Below are 20991 nucleotides of genomic sequence, written 5' to 3' on the forward strand. Positions count from 1 at the left end.
TTTTTTTATAACTTGAATTGTATATTCCGCAAAAAAATAAAAATTTTTGTGATCTCGGTAGCAAATTTTAGTTTTTTTCGTTGCGTAAAAGGGGAAAATCCTTGATGATTCATAGCGATACAGGAGATAAGGCTGCGGTCTTATTATGTAGTTAAGTTGCCTAGAAGGAGAAATAAATGGAAGCAGGTGTTGTAAAATGGTTTAATAATGCCAAAGGATTTGGTTTTATTAATGCAGAAGGTAGTGACGAAGATATTTTTGCGCATTTTTCAGTGATCGAAATGGAAGGTTATCGTTCACTAAAAGCTGGTCAAAAGGTAAATTTTGAAGCAGTCCATGGGGAAAAAGGTTCTCACGCTACCAAAATTGTTCCTGTCGTTGAATAGGAGCATGAGTCGTATTAATTTCCCCTAATTTGAACACATATCATTCTGATAGTGCTTGAATTAGGGGATTTTTTTATTTCAACAAGTCTTTTAAGCCCGCTTTCATGGTGGACATTTTGCTCTCAAACAAGGCCTTACTTTCACGCTCATCAATCATATAAGAAATCGTTTCAGATAAGGTCATATTCATTTTACGTGAATATTTTGAGAGTCGATTCCAAACTGCATATTCCAAATCAATAGATTTTTTCTTGGTATGTTGTTTTTCGGCATTAAAAAAACGTTTACGGCGCGCTCGAATAGCCTGATCCAGTTTTACAACCAGATTTTCAGCCATATCTTCCTTAATCCATTTTTCCACAAGTTCAGGGTGATTACGGCTTTCATTTAGCTGTTTCACTTTTTCTTCTTGCAAACTACGCTCGGTATAGCGAGTAATATTTTCACCTTCACGACTTTTCTTAATTAAATAGAGCCATTTCCATTGAGCTTCTTGATTTTCTAATTTTTGGTATTTCATCGCAATGCTTCTTCTGTGACGTGGTAACTGGAATTAATATACGCTTTTTGAATAAAAATTTCTACTGAAAATATGAAATTATGCGATAATTAAAACCGACTTAGTAAGAAAGAAATTATCTTTCCATCCCAATTTTAAAAATGAGAACCTTAGTGTGAATGTAACTGAACAAGCATTAAACTGGCAACATTTAATTCCCACCTTAGAAATTGAAAAAGTGAGCAATGACAGCGTCACTTTTTTTGATTTACAGCCGCGTGCAAGTTCGGCAATTAAACATTTTTTACAAAATACACACCGCACTTTGCTTGTGCTAAAAGCCGATGATCAAAGTGAATATGTGTCCTTATTAGAAGATTTTATTGCTAAGCAACAACCTGCTGATTCTGCGGTTAAAGGCGTGCAATATCATATTGAACAAGCGGATAGTTTTTCTTTTGCTCATATCAGCATGGCGCCGGCGCAGTCTCGGCATGATAACTTTGCAGCGAAAAAAAACGTGGCGAGCGCGTTATATTTTGATCAAGCAAAATTATTTGGTTCTTTGCAAATCCATCCGACATCAAAAGATATTCAGCTCAATGCAGGTTTAGTACATCAAGTCAATGGCGGCGTATTGATTTTATCTGTGGCTCGCTTATTGGAACAATTTGACTTGTGGCCACGTTTAAAACACATTCTATTGACCCAAACCTTCGATTGGTATTCCGCACACCCTTTTAAACCTTTGCCGTGCGATATTCCGAGCTATCCGCTCGAACTTAAAGTGGTGTTATTAGGCTCAAGAGCCGATTTAGCTACATTTCATGAGCTTGAACCTGATTTATTTCAATTGGCGGATTATTCCGAAGTTGAAAGTTATTTTTTAATGGATAGCCCAGAAGCTCAAATGCAGTGGGCGAACTATGTTCAAACCACAAGCCATAAAACATTAGATCCGGCGACACTCAATAAATTTTATCAATTATTGGTACGTGAAAGTGAAGATCGCAGCCTAATTAATATTTCGCCATTAACGCTCAAAAATTGGTTTTCTCATTCTGAGTTACAGCATAAAACGGCGGTAAGTGCGGAGGATTTTGAGCGTATTTTTGAACAACGCCAATATCAGCAAAGTTTTTTGCGTGAACAAGCTTACGCGGATATTTTGCATGAACAAATTTATGTTCCCACAGATGGTGAGGAAATTGGGCAAATTAATGGTCTATCAGTCATTGATTATGCCGGTACACCCTTATCTTTTGGGGAACCGTCACGGATTAGTTGTATTGTGCAATTTGGTGAAGGGGAAATTATTGATGTTGAACGTAAAAGTGAATTAGCGGGCAATATTCACGGCAAAGGCATGATGATTGCAGAAAGTTGTTTAGCCAGCTTACTCAATTTGCCATCGCAATTGCCTTTCTCGGCTTCGCTTGTTTTTGAGCAATCTTACAGTGAAATTGACGGCGATAGCGCATCATTAGCGGCATTTTGTGTGTTAACCAGCGCGCTGGCGGATTTACCGATTCCGCAATCTATTGCGATCACAGGTGCCATTGATCAGTTTGGTTTAGTCCATTCTGTGGGCGGTGTAAACGATAAAATCGAAGGCTTTTTTACGATTTGCGAACGCCGTGGTTTAACAGGAAAACAAGGGGTTATTATCCCAACGGCGGTTATTCATCAATTGAGTTTAAGTGAAGCGGTGGTTAGTGCGGTTAAAAATCAGCAGTTTTTCATTTGGGCGGTGGAAGATGTTTTTCAAGCCTGTGAAATCCTATTCCAACGAGATTTATTAGAAGATGAAAAAGCCTATAGCGATGATAATTTACCGCTTTCACGCTTAATTCAACAGCGTATAGAATTACGGGCAGAACCACCGCGCTTTCCGTTCTTGCGTGGGCTATTCTCTAAAAAGTAAAGTTGGTTTGACCACTTTCAGCTAACAAGTGTTAGCTGTTTTTATTTTTCCTTAACTTTGCTAGAATGTGAGTAAATCAACATTCTCAAAGCAGGTTTAACCTGCTAAAAAAGGTAGGAAAGTAAAAATGACAAACACTTGTACACTGAATAAAAAAAGCTCATATACTTATGAAGATTTGCTTGCATCCGGTCGAGGTGAGCTTTTTGGTCCAAAAGGTCCGCAACTTCCGGCACCAACCATGTTGATGATGGATCGTGTGATTGAGATGAATGAAACAGGCGGTCATTTTGGCAAAGGCTATGTTGAAGCAGAATTAGATATCAAACCTGATTTATTTTTCTTTGGCTGTCATTTTATTGGCGACCCTGTTATGCCGGGTTGTTTAGGCTTAGATGCAATGTGGCAACTTGTCGGTTTTTACCTTGGCTGGATTGGCGGCGAAGGTAAAGGGCGAGCATTAGGCGTGGGTGAAGTGAAATTTACCGGTCAAGTATTGCCAACCGCGAAAAAAGTTACTTACCGTATTCACTTAAAACGTGTGATTAACCGTAAATTAATTATGGGTGTGGCAGATGGCGAAGTGGAAGTAGATGGTCGTGTTATTTACACCGCAACTGATCTAAAAGTCGGTCTGTTCCAGGATACATCAAGTTTCTAAAGCATTAAAACAGAATCCTATACGAGCCGCTCAGCGGCTCTTTTTTCAGCCCCAACATATTTCATAAATACGCCGCCATAATCACCGCATGTTCACGTTTCCCTTCAGGCGTAGGATAATAATTTTTACGAATATCCACTTCATTAAAATTTAACTTTTCATAAAGTTTAATGGCTTTTTTATTACTTTCCCGCACTTCTAACCATAGGGTTTGTATGCCTTTTAAGCGCAATTGGGAGATTAACTCATTAAGCAAGGCAAAACCGAGTTGCTTTCCCTGAAAATCGGGATGAATAGCAATATTAAAAACGGTTGCTTCATCAAGTACAGTTTGGCAAATAACAAAGCCCACAAGACGATTTTCCCATTCTATTTTTAAATTTAAATAACGTTCACCCATATTATTTTTTAACGTTCCCATTGACCAAGGGACTAAATGCGCCGCTTGTTCAATGGCAAATAGGGAATCAAAATCTTGGTCTGTAATGGTTGAAATTTGATAGTTCATTAGCTTTCCATAAAGTGCGGTTGAAATTGGAAAAATTTTAGCATTAATTTTTTATTTTGTGACCTAGTTAACAGAAACGCAGATTCGATTTTGCTAAATTGAGCGACATCTATTTTTCAATGATTGAAACAAGGACAAGACGATGAAAAAATTAATTAATTCTGTGGAAACCGTATTAGATGAACAATTACAAGGTTTGGCTAAAGCCCATCCTGATTTAGTGTTAAATACAGAGCCTGTTTATGTTCGCCGTGCCGATGCACCTGTAAGCGGTAAAGTCGCTTTAATTTCAGGCGGCGGCAGTGGTCATGAGCCTATGCATGCAGGTTTTGTTGGAAAAGGTATGTTGGATGGTGCGTGCCCGGGCGCAATTTTTACCTCTCCAACGCCGGATCAAATGTTTGAATGTGGTTTAAACGTAGATAGTGGTGAAGGGGTTTTATTGCTTATCAAAAACTACACCGGCGATGTGTTAAATTTTGAAACTGCCGCAGAATTATTAGCGGATAGCGGTGTAAAAGTGGCGACCGTTTTAGTGGATGATGATGTGGCGGTAAAAGACAGTCTTTATACCGCAGGTCGCCGTGGCGTAGCAAATACCGTTATTTTAGAAAAATTATTAGGCGCAGCGGCAGAAAAAGGCTATTCATTGGATAAACTGGCGGAATTAGGTTATCAACTGAATAATGCAGGCCATTCTATTGGTATTGCCTTGGGCGCTTGTACCGTGCCTGCTGCAGGCAAACCGTCATTTACGTTAGCTGAAAATGAAATGGAATTTGGCGTGGGTATTCATGGTGAACCGGGCATTGAACGCCGTGAGTTTGTCGATTTAGATAAGACCGTTTCACAAATGTTTGAAACCTTAATTGCCCATGGGGATTATACGCGTACGGTTCGCCGTTGGGATCATGAAAATAATCAGTGGAATGAAGTGCAAGACAGCAAAAATGCCTTACAAAAAGGCGATCGCGTAATTGCCTTGGTGAATAATCTTGGTGCGGTGCCATTGTCTGAACTTTATGGGGTGTACAATAAACTTGAGCAAGTCGCCACAGAATTTGGCTTAAAAATCGAGCGTAATCTTATTGGTTCATTCTGTACCTCATTAGATATGCAAGGTATTTCTATTACGTTACTTAAAGTGAATGATGCTATTTTGGAATTATGGGATGCCCCAGTAAATACCCCTGCATTACGTTGGGGCGAATAAAAAATCGTTTTTTTAACTCAGAGATCTGTCAAACAGGAGAAGTTGTAATGAGTATGACAAAATCGCAAGTGTTGCAATGGCTTGAAAATTGTAATCATGCAATGAACGAACAACGTGACTATTTAACCCAATTAGATACGGATATTGGTGATGGCGATCATGGATTAAATATGCAGCGTGGTTTTAGTAAGGCGATGGAAAAAGTCGCTACGGTTGCGGATAAAGACATTGGGACGATTTTAAAAACCGTGGGTATGACGTTACTTTCACAAGTAGGTGGCGCAAGCGGTCCATTGTATGGCACCTTATTCATTAAAGGGTCGCAAAGTGCGGTGGGAAAAGAAGAGATTTCTGCGGAAGAATTAATTGCTGTATTAAAAAATGGTGTAGAAGGCATTATTGCCCGTGGGCGCGCTGAATTGGGCGATAAAACCATGTGTGATGTTTGGCTACCTGTGTTAGCGGAACTAGAGGCAGCAGACAAATCTCAATCTTTGACTGTATTGCTTGAAACTGCGGTGAAAACCGCGGAGACAAGTTTGGCCGCAACTATTCCTATGATTGCGAAGAAAGGGCGTGCGAGTTATCTTGGTGAGCGTAGCGCAGGGCATCAGGACCCAGGTGCAACCTCAACAACCTTAATGTTAAAAGCTTTGTATGAGGCAGTAAAGTAGGAGAGTTGTATGGTTAATTTAGTACTCGTTTCTCATAGTGAAAAATTAGCAGAAGGCGTTGCCGAAATTACACGTCAAATGGCTGGAAATGGTTGCAAAATTGCAGTAGCCGCAGGTATAGATGATCCTGATAATCCCATTGGCACGGATGCCACAAAAATTATGGCTGCGGTCGAAGAAGTTTATTCAGCTGATGGTGTTGTTATTTTTGTGGATTTAGGCAGCGCTATTCTGAGTGCAGAAACTGCCATTGACCTACTGGATCCTGATATGGCGCAAAATGTGGTGATTAGCTATGCGGCATTAGTGGAAGGTGCTTTTGCTGCTGCAGTATCCGCATCAGGTGGTGATGATTTACAAACGGTTTTAGCAGAAGCCAATGCTGCAGCAGGCTTAAAGTTAGAGCAAGCCGCAAAATAATGTTATGACTAAAAAAGGCAACTTAATCGTTGCCTTCAGACCACTGACAAACCCACCTTTGATAGATGGGCTGTAAAGGTGGGTTTGTCAGCGGTCTGAAATCCACGCATTTGCGTGGATTTTTTAAGACAATATTTGTTAAAAATCAGAACTGATAAGAAGCGTTCAATTTAATATTGCGCCCAGCCCCTTCCATTAAACTAAATGCAGGTTGAAACTTTTTGTCAAAGACATTCTCGATCATCATATCTAAACGTAAATTACGCCATTCGCTAGAAGGCGTGTAACTTGCTTTTAAATCTGTGAGAGTATAACTTGGGTAAGTCATTGCGTGTGTTTTAGGTACACGTTTTTGACTTGCATAATGGGTGATATTTGCTCCAACCATAAATGTTTGAGGCACTAGCGCATAATCAATAGTAAAGCCTAATTTATTCGCTGGAATATTGGATAAGGCTTCCTGTGTTTGGCGGTTTTTACCTTTTGTTTGAGCATAATTCAATCCTAATGCGAAACGTTCTTGCTGATAAGCGAATTCCAGCTCAAATCCGGTTAAGCGAGCATTTTCTACATTTCGATACTGCGAGAGAGATGGAATCATATCTCTTTGTGAAGCTCGGAAAATATCAAGATGAATAAAATCTTTTACATCATTTTGGAAATAAGTCGCATTGAATATGAATTTATCTTGATGCACAAAGAGATTATCAAAATGAACTTTCGCTGCAATTTCTTTATTTTTCGCGGTTTCTGGGCGTAAGTTTGGATTACTTACAAAGGTATTATTAAATGAGCGCCCCATTAAATTTGTACCAAAGTGAGACCCGCTGACAAAGCGTTCTTGCATTGATGGCGTACGGAATGCTTCATTATAACGAGTACTAAGATCTAGCCAATTTGTTGCTTTCCAAGTTACAGCGATGGATGGAGACCAACGACTCGCACTATATTTAGCTTCGTCACTTTGTGTTTTAAAGTGATCGTAGCGAACACTTGGCGAAACAATAATGCGTTCATTCCATAATGGAATATGTGTTAAAAGATAAAATGCACTGTTTTTAGATTTAGCGTCATAATTATTTGGGCGGAATGGTGTTGTGGCATTTTTCTCACGCTGTGTTACTACTCGGTCTGAAATAAAATCCATACCATAGTTTAGGGCTAACCAATTTAGATCCGTCGAATTTCGTATGCTTAAACCCATAGTGCTGAGTTTAGTTTGATCTTGCAAACCGCTTGCAATACGCTGTTCTTTTTCTTTTGTACTGTTACGGTATAGCGTCAATTGACTATTGATATAATCATTGTCTTTAGGGGTAAAGTAATAGTGTAAGGCACTACTTTGGTCTGTGATTTTTTGTTTAGCTCGATAACTTACACTTCCTAGTACTGATGTGAGTCCTTCATAGAAACGAGTCATCTCAGCAAAAGAAGCTGTTGGATTATTTCTATGCCAGTTTCCAATAAGGTTTCTCACATCTTGGTCGGTAAATTCTTCAGCAACTTCATTGTTGGTTGGGGCAATTTGTTCAAAATGACTTAAACGATGAGAAAGCTCAAGGCGATTTTCATCATTAATTTGCCAACCAAATTTAAAAAGTCCGCCTTTTTGAGTATAGCGACTGTCTACTAATTTTTTACTGTCCGCTAAGCGTAAATCATCAGCGTGGTTATAAAAGCCACTCACTAATCCATCAAACTTGTCATTTGCGGCAAAGACACTGACATCTGTTTCAGAGAGAGAATTGGCAGATTGGTATCCTTGATGAATTTTTGCTCCAATTTGCTGATTATCTTTCAATAAATCAAGGGCATTTGGCGTTCTGATCGCAACAATTCCCCCTAATGCACCGTTACCCCATAAAGTACTTGTAGGACCTTTAATCACTTCTATTTCTTGGGTTAGTGCCATAGGTAAAAAATATGAACCACGGTGAGATAAGTCAAAATTCTGGCGAACGCCATCAATCACTTGAACAACACGATTACCACTTAAGCCCCGAATAATCGGCTTTTGTGCAATACTCCTTGAGCTGCCAGCAATATCCACGTTTGTAATCCGTTTAATCGCATCCGCTGTACTTGTTGGCTGCTGAGTTAATAATTGATTTTTGTTTAAAGTCGCTTTCTCACTTGTGTGGTTTGCCCAGTGAAATGCGTCCTTACTTGCAATCACAGAGATTTCAGCAAGTTCAGCTGAAACATTGTTATCTGCAAGGGATACGGTAGGCAAAGAGAGAAAGAATGCTGTATAAATTTTTGATAGTCTCATTTTAGTTGCTCCTTTTAGTTTGAATAATAAATATCCTACAAAAGATAATGTAAATTATCAATAATGATATTGAAAATTATTATCATTTGATCAAAAATAAGCGATAAAAAGAGTTTTAACAGATTATTAATAAAGGAGACCTATCAAAATGAAACATTTTCATAGAAAAAACGTAATTACTGGAATCATTCTTTCGTGTGTAGCTGGCTTTACTTATGCAAACTTAGTAACTGACTCGGGAACATTGAACAAGCAGTTGGAACAGGCTCGTCAAATGCAAGCAGCAAAAGTAAAACCATCTGGAGAACTGTTCAAAACACCAACACAGGAAGAGAATCTTCCCACCAACAAAGAAAGTCTTAAATTCCGTTTAGATTCAATCAAATTACTGGAGTTGGACGGAAACGAAATTCAAGATAATCTGACATCTATTACCTCTCCTTATCTTCATCAAGATATTACCTTAGATGACTTAAATCGGTTATCGCAACAAATTACTAACTACTATCGTGACAATAACTATCTTGTCGCTAAGGCCTTTATTCCTCCTCAAGAAATCAATAATGGTGAATTGCAAATTTTAGTGATAAAAGGATCACTGGATCAGGTGTTGGTCAGAAATGGAAGCCGTTTAAAGGATGATTTGGTTATGCGAATGACGAACACCACTGTAAAAAACCATCCAAATCTAGTTAAAAATGAACTAGAAAAATTGGCTTTATTGCTTAATGATATTAAAGGTGTTACATCGGCGTTATCTTTAAAAGCAGGAAAAAATACCGGAACAACAGATCTTACTATTAATCTTAAAGATAATAAACGTTGGACTGGATATATTTCCCTTGATAATCAAGGAAATGATAACACTGGCAAATATAGAACAACATTAGGAACTAAAATTTACAATTTAGTTGGGCTTGGCGATGAATTACATTTTGATGTGCTTGCTTCTAACACCTTCGATTTATATAACCTAAGAGCGGACTATTCTTTTATTATTGATGGGTATGGAACAAGAGTTGGAGTAAATTCAAACTATTTAAAATATAAATTAGGTGCAAATTTTAAAGATCTTAATGCTCAAGGAAGTACTTATAATTTAGGTGGTTATATTACTCACCCTACTATTCGAACTGCAAGTTTAAGATTAGATAGTAAATTAGCATTTAATCATCAGAAATTGTCAGATGAACAAAAATCTGTTGATTTACAACAAAAACGGAAAGTAAATACGGTCAGCATAGGGCTGAGTGGTTCTTGGAATAGTATAAAAGAAGGAGTGACTTATTTTTCTTTCAATACTACTTTGGGGAAAGAAAGTCATTTGACCAACGAGAAAAAACACTATTTATCAGAGAGTTACCAACCTAAACGTACATTTACGACATTTAATTATTCACTATCTCACGAACAATTTTTACCTAAATCCTTCAGTATTACGTTTGCCGTTAGTGGGCAGTTAGCCGATAAAAATCTGGATAGTGGAAATAAATTCCTATTAGGCGGATTATCCGGGGTAAAAGGATATCAAGCAGGTACTGTTTCTGTTGATGAAGGGCATATTATCCAAGCAGAACTAAAACATTACTTGCCTGTTTTCTCAAAAAGTATGTTAGTAAGCTCACTGTTTTATGATACGGGGGTTGGAAAACAATATAAAAATACAGAGAAATTATCAGAGTCTGTTGAAAATAAAGTCCGTTTAAAAAGTGTCGGGGTTGGTTTGAATTTAATTGAACCTAATAATTACTCTATCAATTTAGCTTATGCAAAACCTATCGGTAAGAAATATAACAATGTAGATAAAAATCAATTTTGGTTATCTGCAATTAAAACATTTTAATTAAGGAGAACATAAATGCGTAAACAAACTTTACTTTCCGTAGCTATTTCAACGGCACTTAGCACAACAAATCTTTATGCTGCTGATTTACCTCAAAACCATAACATTACAGAAGGTAATGCAAAAATTAATACCTTAAATAAGGCAATGACCATTACCCAAGAATCGCCTAGAGTAAGTATTGAATGGGAAAGTTTTGATATTGGAAAACAAAATAGTGTTGAATTTAAACAGCCTGATTCAACCGCTATTGCTTATAATCGTGTTATGGGCGGAAATGCAAGTCAAATACAAGGTAAATTGCAGGCAAATGGGCGTGTATTTCTCGCTAATCCTAACGGCATTATTATTACAAAAGATGCTCAAGTAAATGTAGGTAGCTTACTTGCTACAACTAAAGATCTTGAAAAAATCAGCAATAGTAATAGTTTCAACTTTACTCCACGTAAAAATCATAAAACCGCTGAAGGAAAAATTATTAATGAAGGTAAAATTATCGCAAATGGTGAAAATGCTTTTGTCGCTTTAGTTGGAAATGACGTTGAAAATAAAGGAATAATTGAAGCTAAATACTTTAAACAAGAGAAAAAAGTTAAAGGTCGCTATTGTAATAGTATTTGGAGCGATCCAAATGATTGTTATGAAGGTAATCCTTGGGGATTTAAGTGGATTGATTTTGAACGTGATGAAACTATTGAAAGTCCAGGACAAGTTGTCTTGGGAGCTGGTGGAAAATTTAGCTTAGAATTAGATACGACATCTATTGATCTAGATATTGAAGAAAATACAGTAAATAGTATTGTGAAAAATTCAGGTTCTATTATTACTGAAGATGGCTATATTGAGCTAACTGCTAAGGGAAAAAGTGAGTTAATTAATAATCTAGTTAATAATAATGGTTTATTACAGGCGGATAATATCGTAATGTCTCGCTCTGGAAAAATAACCTTATTTTCTGATGATATTCAATTTGGAAAAAACAGTGATGTTCAAGCCGAAAATTTGGAAATAAAAGCAGGTAAAAATGAGATTAACTTAAATGCTGAAAAAGGTGCAAAACTCACAGTTAAAGATAGTATTGATTTTTCAACCAGTAGTTATTTTGAACCAGCTATAAAGAAAGTTAATCTGAACGGTGATTTAACTCGAGAAGATAAAAACTATTATGATGATGGCTCTAAAAAATTAAAAACAAAAGTTAATCTAAAACTAGCAGATAATCTTGATATTGGGAATAAAAAAGTAGGTGAGAATTCTTTTATTAGCAGTGATTTTTTAGGCTCTTTACTTGGAGTTTCAGGAGAAGTAAATCTGAATGCGTATAATTTTGATATTTCAGGCGATATAAATATAGATTCGTATAGGGATACCGACTCAGTTTTATTATTAAATACACAGTTAAATTATACTAATCCTAGCCATATTCGTTTTAATAAAGCGAATATAGATACTAAAAATGGGCGTTTATTTATTGCGACAGATTTAATGGATAAACATTTTGCGGATAAAGGAATCTCAGATGTTCAGATTATAGATAGTAAATTTAATTTTAATAATGGCGCTATTGTTTTAGGCAGAAATGGTTTAAGAAGAAATTTAGAAGATTCTAGAACTTGTATCAATCTTGCCTATTGTTTAGAAGATACTCAAAGATCGCCTTTTAGCGTAAATATTAGTAATTTGCAACTTGATAAAGTAGATGATTTTGTCATTGTTGGCGGCTTTAATAATGTTGATATTGATCGCCTTACTCATATAGGAAGAGGTAATTTCTATATTTACGGGGGATATTCCTATAATAAAGAAAAGCCAAGCTATGACTATGCGATTTTCAATACTAAGGACAGAGCATTACGTACAGAACGAAATCATACTCAGAGACGATGGAAATTTGATAATAATTTACGTCAATGGATTAATAATGAGTTCTTATATGCATTTGATTGGTGGACAGCCACAAATAATAGTTACGACAAAATCAAACAAGAAGTCATTAAAACACCTAAGAGCCATTTAGAAACGACGATTAATATTCGTAATAGTAATATAAAAACGAATGATGGTTTCATTAATCTTATGGCTAAAAAGATTAATTTAATCGACAGTCAATTTAATGTTACGTTTGACCGAAATATGTCTTTTGAATCTGATTACGATCGTATCCATAAAATTGGACTAAGTGCAGATAAAACAATTTTAGATCACACATCATTGAATATTCAGGGGGCTGAAAAACTGAATGTTTCACCAAGTGCAAAAATGAAAGCAGCTACAATGTATGTTGTTGGTGATTTAGAAGGGCGAAATAACAGTTCAATTAATCTGAAAAGCCATCAAGGTTATACATTGATGACAGATAAGAATGCAACATTACGTGGTGAGAAATCAAAAAATGATTTAACTATTACCTTGTTAAATACTGGTCCTAAACCTTCACCTGAAATTGGCATTACAGGTTCCGCAGATAATGATGCAAATGCAGCTAACTTTGCTTTAGCACTAGGTGATGCGACAAAGACAACGATTGAGAATGCCACGGTTATCGCACTAGCCCCAAATGGAGCTAAAGCCTATTATAGCCATAAAGATATGCCTATCGTGCTGAAAAATACTGACTTTACATTTTATGAGCAACCGAGAGAAACAAACTACGGTGATGATGAGCTAGCCGGAGAAGGAAATATCAAAAGACTTAATGAGCGTCAATTAAATACGATATTAGATAAACTTAACGGGATTAAGCCAACTTATCTATCTCGCGAACAGAGTAATTTAGTTGAAAATAATAAGTCCGGAGTTAAATCTCTACAATCTGAAACACTAGAAGATGAGAAGAGCGTTGTTGTCTCTATTTGTGATGAAAACAATAAATGTGAAGATCGAATTATCGGCAATAAACATACCGATGCTAAAGTTTCGGTAGGTGAAATTCGTTAGACTAAATCGAGAAGACACAGGTATTGGTTTGTTGAATACATAAAAAAATCCACGCATTTGCGTGGATTCCAGACCACTGACAAACCCACCCTTTCAGGCTTCCTGCCCAAGGTGGGTTTATTTTTTGCCGTTTTATCTCTTTTTCTTGCATTTCACCTTAAATAGCTACTCAAGCGGTCAGTTTTGTGGATTTTTTTGCCATTACCGCATATTGGCGAAGAATAAGCCATAAAAAATGTAAAAAAGCCCATAGCACAAGGGCTATCTTCTTGATATTTTGTGCCATTGCGGCAAGGAAGCATTGCATCTGCACTTTTGACAACCCTCTGTAACGGGCGTAGCGGTGTCCGTGGTGTTGTTTGGCGTCCGCAAAGCTACGCTCGACGGTTTCGGCTCGGCGTTTGTAGAGTTTTTTTCCTTGCTCCGATAGTCTAACGGCATTGGCGTTGTCCATCGCTGCTTGATAGATATGCCGGGTTATCAGTCTTTCGGCTTTTTTCCTTTTTCTTCTCGTGCTTAATGCCAAAGAGATAGCCCAGCAGCATAATTTTAAACAAACGCACAGGGTCAACGGCAGGACGACCGTTATCGTGGCAATAAAGATGGGCAACCTCATCACGGATAAATTCAAAATCAATGGCTTTGGCAACTTTGCGAACAAGATGGTCTTTAGGAACAAGTTGCTCAAGACTTATCATCTCGAGTTCATATTGGGGAGAAGGGGGATTTTTAAGCATAGGCATTTCCTTTTTTTGATATGCCTATTAGATCAAACCTCTAGCGAGATGTCTAGAGGTTTGTCAGCGGTCTGAGGCAACTTAATCGTTGCCTTTTTCGTCTTTAAAGTGCGGTCAAAATCTTAAGGTTTTGCCGAATAGTAACCACCCATTGCACTATAAATAGCATTTTCATTTTGAATAACGCTATATTTCGCATTCAAAATGGCGACCTGTGATGTTTTTTCAGTATTCGCCGCGTTTAGCCATTCGCGTAATTCAGATACACCCGCATCATAACGATTTTTGTAGTATTGGGTAATACGCTTATCGTAATCATATTTTTGCGCTAAATTACGGTAATTTTGCAAAGATTGGCTATAGGCAAAATAATTGGTATCCACTTCATTTAGGGCAGTGGTAATACCTTTTTCGTAATTGAGACGTGCTGTTTCATACGCCGCTTCCGAAATTTTCACATTCCATTTTACATGGTTCCAATCTAAGAACGGCAAGCTAATGCCCAATGTCCCCTTTGCGGTTGGGTTTTCAAAAGCATTGCTCACTTTATTATTACTTGATGACATAGACGCCCCGAGTGAAATCGTAGGGAACCACGCTTTTTGCATTGCTTTGGCATCGTTGAAAGCGCTACTTAAACGGAACAAATTGCCTTTGACATCAGGACGGTTGGCAATGGTTGCCACCGGTACATTTAAATTCACGCCGGTATTTTTCACATTAAGAATATGTGGGAAAGTGATATTTAATGGGTCGTTTGGTTTTAAATTTAATAAATTACGTAAAGTCTGTTCCGCCGTTTTACGTTGCGTTTCGTATGAGATTAAATTATTACGCGCCATTAATACTGCTTGTGTCGCTTGATCCGTGCTTGCACGATCACCCACACCGACATTTAAACGGTTTTGCATAATCGTATTAATACGGCTGTAGTAATCAATTGTATCGTTGGTCGCTGCAATGGCGTCATTTAAATAGGCAATTTGATAATAGGTTGATACCACCGAATTAATTAAAGAAAGACGTGTTGCTTCCAAATCTTGTTGGGTGGCTTTATAAGTCCATTCCCCCGCATTGGCGGCATCAGCTAAACGGCGCCATAAATCAAGAGTATAGCTTACGCTTAATGACCCTTCATGTTTGATAGTTGAGTTGGCATGGGTATCTGTTGCACGGCTTGCAGATGAACCGGTTGAGCCATTAAAACTTGGTACTAAATCTGCCCCTAATAAATTGGCTTGATAGAGCGCTGAGTTCACAGAAATCGCGGCTTTGGCTAAATCTTTGTTATTGAGTAAAGCTTGTTCAACTACGCGATTTAATTGCGGATCATTGTATAACGACCACCAATTTTCTTTCACGTTATATTGATTGGTGATTTCTGCGTATTGTTTATAGTCATCTTGGCTGGCTTGGTAGCTGTCGCTGATATTGGCACAGCCCACTAACGCTGTTGAAAACGCCATAGCTAAGGCGATTTTGCTCAGTTTTAACATAAAAGTTTCCTTTAAATGATGAAAAAGCGCGGTCAAAAAATTGTGTTTTTTTAACCGCACTTTGGGGGTTAATTTGTTACTGAACGTTCGTTCATTTTTATTTCGGCATATTCTATCAAAAAAATAAAATAATGCTACTTATTCCCTTGCTAAGGCAGTAATAGGATCAAGTTGGGCGGCTTTTTTCGCGGGCATATAACCAAATACCACACCAATTAGGGTAGAGAACAATACCGCTGCCACAATGGAAAAGGCCGAGAATGACATCATAAAATCCGTAATAAAGGCATTAAATAAAGTGCCAATAATTAAGGACAGTAAAATGCCCGAAACGCCGCCGATGATACAAATTAATACCGCTTCAATAAGGAATTGTTGCAAAATATTGCTACGGCGTGCGCCAATTGCCATACGAACCCCAATTTCTTTTGTGCGTTCAGTGACGGAAACGAGCATAATATTCATCACACCAATTCCCCCAACAATGAGCGAAATAAAGGCAATAGACGAAATTAACAGCTTCATTGTGCCCGTAGTGCTTTCAATGGTCTGTTTAATGGTGTCGCTGTTCATAATAAAGAAATCTTTTTTGCCGTGGCGCAAGGTCAAAAATTCCGTTAAGCTTTTTTCTGCCACCGTAGTGTTGATATTATCCTTAATTTTGACGGTTATCGAACCAATTTTTACGCCCCCTGTCACTTTATTCATTACTGTAGTATAAGGCGCATAAATATTTAAAGAACTGCTCGCCGCCCCCATTTGTCTATCTGTCACAACACCAATAATTCGGAAAGGTCTTTTGGCAAAAATAACGACTTTACCAATGGGATCTTCATTCGGAAAAATGGCCTTTTTCGCACTTTCATCTAATAATGCCACAGGTGCATTTTCTGCCACTTCTTGCGCGGTAATCAAACGCCCTGATTTCAGCTTCATCCCTTCCACATCAAAATATTGTTCTCCAACCCCTTTGAGATTAGTCGATGTAAAAGATTGATTGCCGTAAATCAGCAAACCGCTTGAGGAACTATTGGGCGTAACATTTTGCACATAACTTTGTTTTGTCAACGCATTGGCGTCATTTACCGTTAAATTTTGCATTTGTTCTGCACGGCGATCACCAAATCCCGTCCCATTAAAAATCGTCATGGTGTTAGTACCTAAGCCATTAATATTCGACAGGATTTTTTGTTGAGAACCATTACCTAACGCTACCACGGAAACCACAGACGTAATCCCAATAATAATCCCGAGCATGGTAAGTAGCGAGCGCATTTTATGGGCAAGAATCGCGCCCACAGACATACGAAAGGCTTCCACCAACTGATCTTTACTCAAACCAAAGCAGGGCGTTGAAACTTTTTCATTTTTAACCGCACTTTTCACCGCTGCTTTGTGGCTATCGCCAATAATCTCACCATCTTTAATTTCAATGACACGGTTGGCTTGTGCCGCGATATCGCGGTCGTGAGTTACCATAATAATGGTGTGCCCTTCGTGGTGAAGTTGGCGCAAAATTTCCATCACATTTTGCCCGCTTGCACTGTCTAATGCCCCCGTGGGTTCATCGGCAAGAATAATTTCACCGCCATTCATTAACGCGCGCGCGATACTGACACGCTGTTGTTGTCCCCCTGAAAGCTGGTTGGGTTTATTTTGTTCTTTGCCTTCAAGCCCTAATTTTTTGAGCAACTCTTGAGCATGGGCAAGCCGCTTCGCCTGAGATGTTCCTGCATAAATCGCAGGCAACGCCACATTTTCTTGTGCCGTCAAAGAAGAGAGCAGATTATAACGCTGGAAAATAAACCCAAATTTTTGGCTACGTAAATCCGAGAGTTGATCGGCGGATAATTCCACCGTTTCTTTGCCATCAATTTTATAGGATCCGCTGGTTGCCGTGTCCAAGCAACCGATAATATTCATCAGCGTGGATTTACCTGAACCCGATTGTCCAATAATGGCCACAAAATCGCCTTTTTCAATATGAAGAGAAATATCCTTTAAAATATGAACACGGTTTTCGCCTTCGCCGAAATAACGATTTAAGTTTTTGATTTCAATAATATTCATGAAAATTTACCGTTTTTTAACCGCACTTTAGAACATGCGCGGGCCACGCCCTGTGGTGCCGACTTTCTCGCCTGCCGCCACTTGCGACACAATAACTTTTTCCCCTTCGGCTAAGCCCGATTTGATTTCAGTTTGGAAGTCGTTTTGCACCCCAATTTCCACTTCGCGTTCTTCCGATTGATTTTGGGCATTAAGTACATGAACAATATACTTATTGCCCTTTTTTTGTATCGCCATATTGGACACCGTTAACACCCCTTTGGCAGCAGCGATTTTAATCGTATTTTCCGTTGTCATTCCAATACGCAACACACCGTCAGGGTTATCTACTTCCATATTGGCATAATAATAGACGGCGGAAGTCGATGATGAAGATGATGAACTACTTGAACCGGTTGATGTGGCATCAGTATCTGTTGTGGTTGCAGGATCCACACTATCAATCACAGCATGATATTTGGTCTGATTATCCGATAAAATGGTAAATTCCACTTCTTGACCGGCTTTGACTTTAGTAATGTCACCTTCTGAAATTTCAGGTTTAATCAGCATTTTTTGTAAGTTAGCTACCGTCACAATAGTAGGGGTGGTTTGATTGGCATTCACCGTTTGCCCTTCAGAAATCGGCGTTGAAATCACTGTGCCGTCAATAGGCGAAGTAATTTTGGTATAACCCACATTGGTTTCAGCGGTATTCACCTCAATTTCAGCCTGTTTAATGGATTCTTGCAAGGCATCAATTTCTGCTTTCGCCGCATCAAGGGTATTTTTTGCGCTGTTCAGCTCGTCTAAAGACGTAGATTGTAATTTGTAAAGCTTAGATAAACGGGAATAACTAGATTGCGCTACGTTGTAAGCGGTTTGTTTGGCTTTTAATTGTGCTTGATAACTGGCTAAAGCCGCCTTGGCTTTATTGAGTGCGTTGATTTGTGTGGTGGAATCAATATCCGCAATCATATCGCCTTTTTTCACTGATTGACCTAATTTAACATAGAGTTTGGTGATTTTGCCTGAAACCTGAGCACCAACATCCACTTCATTTGAGCTTTGAATAGAGCCTGATGCCACGACCGTTTTTTCCACATCGGCACGCGTCACGTTTTCAGTTAAAAAAGTCGGTGTTTGTTCGCCTTGAGACATAAAAAAATAGCTACCACCGGCAACCATCGTGGCTAATAACAGTATCGTAATAGTTTTCTTTTTCATGATTTTTCCCGATAAGATAATTTGTCGCCATGATAAAGCGAGAATATTAAGAATTTATTAAGATTGAAATGTATGACCCCATATTTAAATCATGGTTCATATCAAAATGCCGTGAATTCTAACCATTCGAACCAGCACATACAACCGTGCGATGATATTTTCATGGCGAAAAAGGTTTTAGGGAATGCCATTGGGGAAATAAAATTCATCAAAAACAACCGCACTTTAAATCTTGCAATAAAACCTGTAAAATACAGCGAATTTTATCAACAAAATACAAAAAAACTTATGACAACTGAACATATTGACGTAAATGGCGAAGAACATCGCCCAACGAATTTTATTCGTCAAATCATTGACGAAGATCTTGCCAGTGGCAAACACAATAATGTGTACACACGTTTCCCGCCTGAACCCAACGGCTATTTGCATATTGGGCACGCTAAATCAATCTGCTTAAACTTTGGTATTGCAAAAGATTATCAAGGTTTATGCAACCTGCGTTTTGACGATACGAACCCGGTTAAAGAAGACGTAGAATATGTTGACTCTATCAAGCAAGATGTGGAATGGTTAGGGTTTAAATGGAATGGGGAAGTGCGTTATGCTTCAGACTATTTCGACCAACTTTATGGCTATGCGATTGAATTAATTAACAAAGGGTTAGCCTATGTGGATGAACTTTCCCCTGAAGAAATGCGTGAATATCGCGGTACTTTAACGGAAGCAGGTAAAAACAGCCCTTATCGCGATCGCAGTGTAGAAGAAAATTTGGCGTTATTTGAAAAAATGAAAAACGGCGAATTTGAAGAAGGAAAAGCTTGTTTACGCGCCAAAATCGATATGGCATCGCCATTTATGGTGATGCGCGATCCTGTACTTTATCGCGTTAAATTTGCCAGCCACCATCAAACCGGTGACAAATGGTGCATTTACCCAATGTACGATTTTACCCATTGTATTTCCGATGCTCTTGAGCGCATTACTCATTCATTGTGTACATTAGAATTCCAAGATAACCGCCGTTTATACGACTGGGTATTAGAGCATATTTCCATTGAACGTCCATTGCCGCATCAATATGAATTCTCACGTTTAAATTTAGAAGGCACATTAACCTCTAAACGTAAATTATTGAAACTGGTTGAAGAGGGGGTAGTGGATGGTTGGAATGACCCACGTATGCCAACCATTTCAGGTCTACGCCGCCGTGGTTATACGCCGGCGTCTTTGCGCGAGTTTTGCCGCCGTATTGGGGTCACTAAACAAGATAACGTGGTGGAATATTCGGCGTTAGAAAGTTGTATTCGTGACGATTTAAACGTAAATGCGCCACGTGCAATGGCAGTCATCAATCCATTAAAAATTGTGATTGAGAACTTAGAAAATAGCGAAATTTTGACCGCACCTAACCACCCGAATCGTGAAGAATTAGGCACGCGTCAATTGCCGTTCACCAAAGAACTTTACATTGACGAAGCAGACTTCCGCGAAGAAGCCAATAAACAATACAAACGCTTAGTATTAGGCAAAGAAGTGCGTTTGCGTAATGCTTATGTGATTAAAGCTGAGCGCGTGGAAAAAGATGCCGATGGTAAAGTGATTTGCGTGTATTGTACTTACGATCCTGGAACCTTAGGCAAAAATCCGGCAGATGGACGCAAAGTAAAAGGCGTGATTCAATGGGTTTCTGCAACAGATAACCACCCCGCGGAATTCCGTCAATACGGACGTTTATTTGATATGGCAAATCCTGGTGCGGAAGAAGACATTATCGCGGCAATTAACCCGCATTCCTTAGTGGTCAAACATGGGGTTGTGGAAAAAAGCCTTGGCAATGCAAAAGCAGAACAGGCTTACCAATTTGAACGTGAAGGTTATTATTGCGCAGACAGCAAAGATAGCCACCCGGAACATTTAGTTTTTAACTTAACTGTAAGTTTAAAAGAAGGATTTTAATTAATGAAAAAACTCGTCTTGATTGCCATTACGGCTGCTTTTGTCGCCGCTTGTTCACAACCAAAAGATATTTATTTTAACGGTTCAGACGGCTCTCATTCAGGCTTAAAATACGATAAAGCCAGCGGTAGTTTTGGCGTTAATCGCTAAATTTGTAGTCTAAATCCATACTAAGTGCGGTCAAAT

General features: G+C 38.4%; 16 protein-coding genes and 2 pseudogenes. 10 read left to right on the forward strand and 8 right to left on the reverse strand.

The features are described from left to right. Window positions 1-176: 176 nt before the first annotated feature. The gene (gene cspD, locus E7T07_RS07605) at window positions 177-386 is read left to right on the forward strand and encodes a cold shock domain-containing protein CspD (protein WP_135710472.1); all 210 of its coding nucleotides are present in this window, start codon (window positions 177-179) and stop codon (window positions 384-386) included. 73 nt (window positions 387-459) lie between these two features. Here the strand turns inward: cspD and matP are convergent, their stop codons facing one another. Next, window positions 460-906, reverse strand: a complete 447-nt coding sequence (gene matP, locus E7T07_RS07610; protein ID WP_135710475.1) for a macrodomain Ter protein MatP — start codon at window positions 904-906, stop codon at window positions 460-462. A gap of 154 nt (window positions 907-1060) precedes the next feature. Here matP and E7T07_RS07615 point away from each other — a divergent pair, with 154 nt between their 5' ends. Continuing rightward, window positions 1061-2809, forward strand: coding sequence for an AAA family ATPase (locus E7T07_RS07615; RefSeq protein WP_135710477.1), 1749 nt, complete (start codon window positions 1061-1063; stop codon window positions 2807-2809). Between the two features lie 127 nt (window positions 2810-2936). Beyond that, the gene (gene fabA, locus E7T07_RS07620; protein WP_135710480.1) at window positions 2937-3470 is read left to right on the forward strand and encodes a 3-hydroxyacyl-[acyl-carrier-protein] dehydratase FabA; all 534 of its coding nucleotides are present in this window, start codon (window positions 2937-2939) and stop codon (window positions 3468-3470) included. Window positions 3471-3531: 61 nt separating this feature from the next. Here fabA and rimI read toward each other — a convergent pair whose 3' ends face one another. After that, the gene (rimI, locus tag E7T07_RS07625) at window positions 3532-3978 is read right to left on the reverse strand and encodes a ribosomal protein S18-alanine N-acetyltransferase (RefSeq protein WP_135710482.1); all 447 of its coding nucleotides are present in this window, start codon (window positions 3976-3978) and stop codon (window positions 3532-3534) included. A gap of 142 nt (window positions 3979-4120) precedes the next feature. Here rimI and dhaK point away from each other — a divergent pair, with 142 nt between their 5' ends. From dhaK to dhaM, 3 genes are read left to right on the forward strand one after another with little or no spacing between them, the layout of a single operon-like run. Beyond that, window positions 4121-5191 (forward strand): dihydroxyacetone kinase subunit DhaK, encoded by a 1071-nt coding sequence (dhaK, locus tag E7T07_RS07630; RefSeq protein ID WP_135710485.1) that lies wholly within the window; start codon window positions 4121-4123, stop codon window positions 5189-5191. 47 nt (window positions 5192-5238) lie between these two features. Then, window positions 5239-5865 (forward strand): dihydroxyacetone kinase subunit DhaL, encoded by a 627-nt coding sequence (gene dhaL, locus E7T07_RS07635; RefSeq protein WP_135710487.1) that lies wholly within the window; start codon window positions 5239-5241, stop codon window positions 5863-5865. Window positions 5866-5874: 9 nt separating this feature from the next. Further along, window positions 5875-6285 (forward strand): dihydroxyacetone kinase phosphoryl donor subunit DhaM, encoded by a 411-nt coding sequence (dhaM, locus tag E7T07_RS07640; protein WP_135710490.1) that lies wholly within the window; start codon window positions 5875-5877, stop codon window positions 6283-6285. Between the two features lie 145 nt (window positions 6286-6430). Here the strand turns inward: dhaM and E7T07_RS07645 are convergent, their stop codons facing one another. Further along, complete coding sequence (locus tag E7T07_RS07645; protein WP_135710494.1) at window positions 6431-8557, reverse strand: TonB-dependent hemoglobin/transferrin/lactoferrin family receptor; 2127 nt, start codon at window positions 8555-8557, stop codon at window positions 6431-6433. A gap of 148 nt (window positions 8558-8705) precedes the next feature. Here E7T07_RS07645 and E7T07_RS07650 point away from each other — a divergent pair, with 148 nt between their 5' ends. Then, window positions 8706-10400, forward strand: a complete 1695-nt coding sequence (locus E7T07_RS07650; RefSeq protein ID WP_135710497.1) for a ShlB/FhaC/HecB family hemolysin secretion/activation protein — start codon at window positions 8706-8708, stop codon at window positions 10398-10400. A 15-nt stretch (window positions 10401-10415) separates the two neighbouring features. Next, on the forward strand, window positions 10416-13337 hold the full coding sequence (locus E7T07_RS07655) for a two-partner secretion domain-containing protein (protein WP_135710500.1): 2922 nt from the start codon (window positions 10416-10418) through the stop codon (window positions 13335-13337). A 169-nt stretch (window positions 13338-13506) separates the two neighbouring features. On the opposite strand, the pseudogene E7T07_RS11270 reads toward E7T07_RS07655, so the two are convergent. From E7T07_RS11270 to E7T07_RS07675, 5 genes and pseudogenes are all read right to left on the reverse strand, one after another. Continuing rightward, window positions 13507-13833 (reverse strand): annotated as a pseudogene (locus E7T07_RS11270) (transposase); the annotation flags it as partial. Between the two features lie 7 nt (window positions 13834-13840). Next, a pseudogene (locus tag E7T07_RS11275) lies at window positions 13841-14074 on the reverse strand (transposase); the annotation flags it as partial. 122 nt (window positions 14075-14196) lie between these two features. Then, entirely contained in the window at window positions 14197-15570 is a 1374-nt protein-coding gene (tdeA, locus tag E7T07_RS07665; protein ID WP_135710505.1) for a toxin/drug exporter TdeA, read from the reverse strand. Between the two features lie 138 nt (window positions 15571-15708). Continuing rightward, complete coding sequence (locus E7T07_RS07670) at window positions 15709-17640, reverse strand: MacB family efflux pump subunit (RefSeq protein WP_135710508.1); 1932 nt, start codon at window positions 17638-17640, stop codon at window positions 15709-15711. 27 nt (window positions 17641-17667) lie between these two features. Beyond that, on the reverse strand, window positions 17668-18846 hold the full coding sequence (locus E7T07_RS07675; RefSeq protein WP_135710510.1) for an efflux RND transporter periplasmic adaptor subunit: 1179 nt from the start codon (window positions 18844-18846) through the stop codon (window positions 17668-17670). Between the two features lie 288 nt (window positions 18847-19134). Between E7T07_RS07675 and glnS the strand changes: the two genes are divergently transcribed. Together glnS and E7T07_RS10975 are read left to right on the forward strand one after the other, a co-directional pair. After that, window positions 19135-20805, forward strand: coding sequence for a glutamine--tRNA ligase (gene glnS, locus E7T07_RS07680; protein ID WP_135710512.1), 1671 nt, complete (start codon window positions 19135-19137; stop codon window positions 20803-20805). 3 nt (window positions 20806-20808) lie between these two features. Further along, window positions 20809-20955, forward strand: a complete 147-nt coding sequence (locus E7T07_RS10975) for a hypothetical protein (protein WP_167874946.1) — start codon at window positions 20809-20811, stop codon at window positions 20953-20955. Window positions 20956-20991: the final 36 nt, after the last annotated feature.

It is taken from the genome of Actinobacillus porcinus (genome assembly GCF_901764995.1).
GTDB classification, from domain to species: domain Bacteria; phylum Pseudomonadota; class Gammaproteobacteria; order Enterobacterales; family Pasteurellaceae; genus Exercitatus; species Exercitatus porcinus.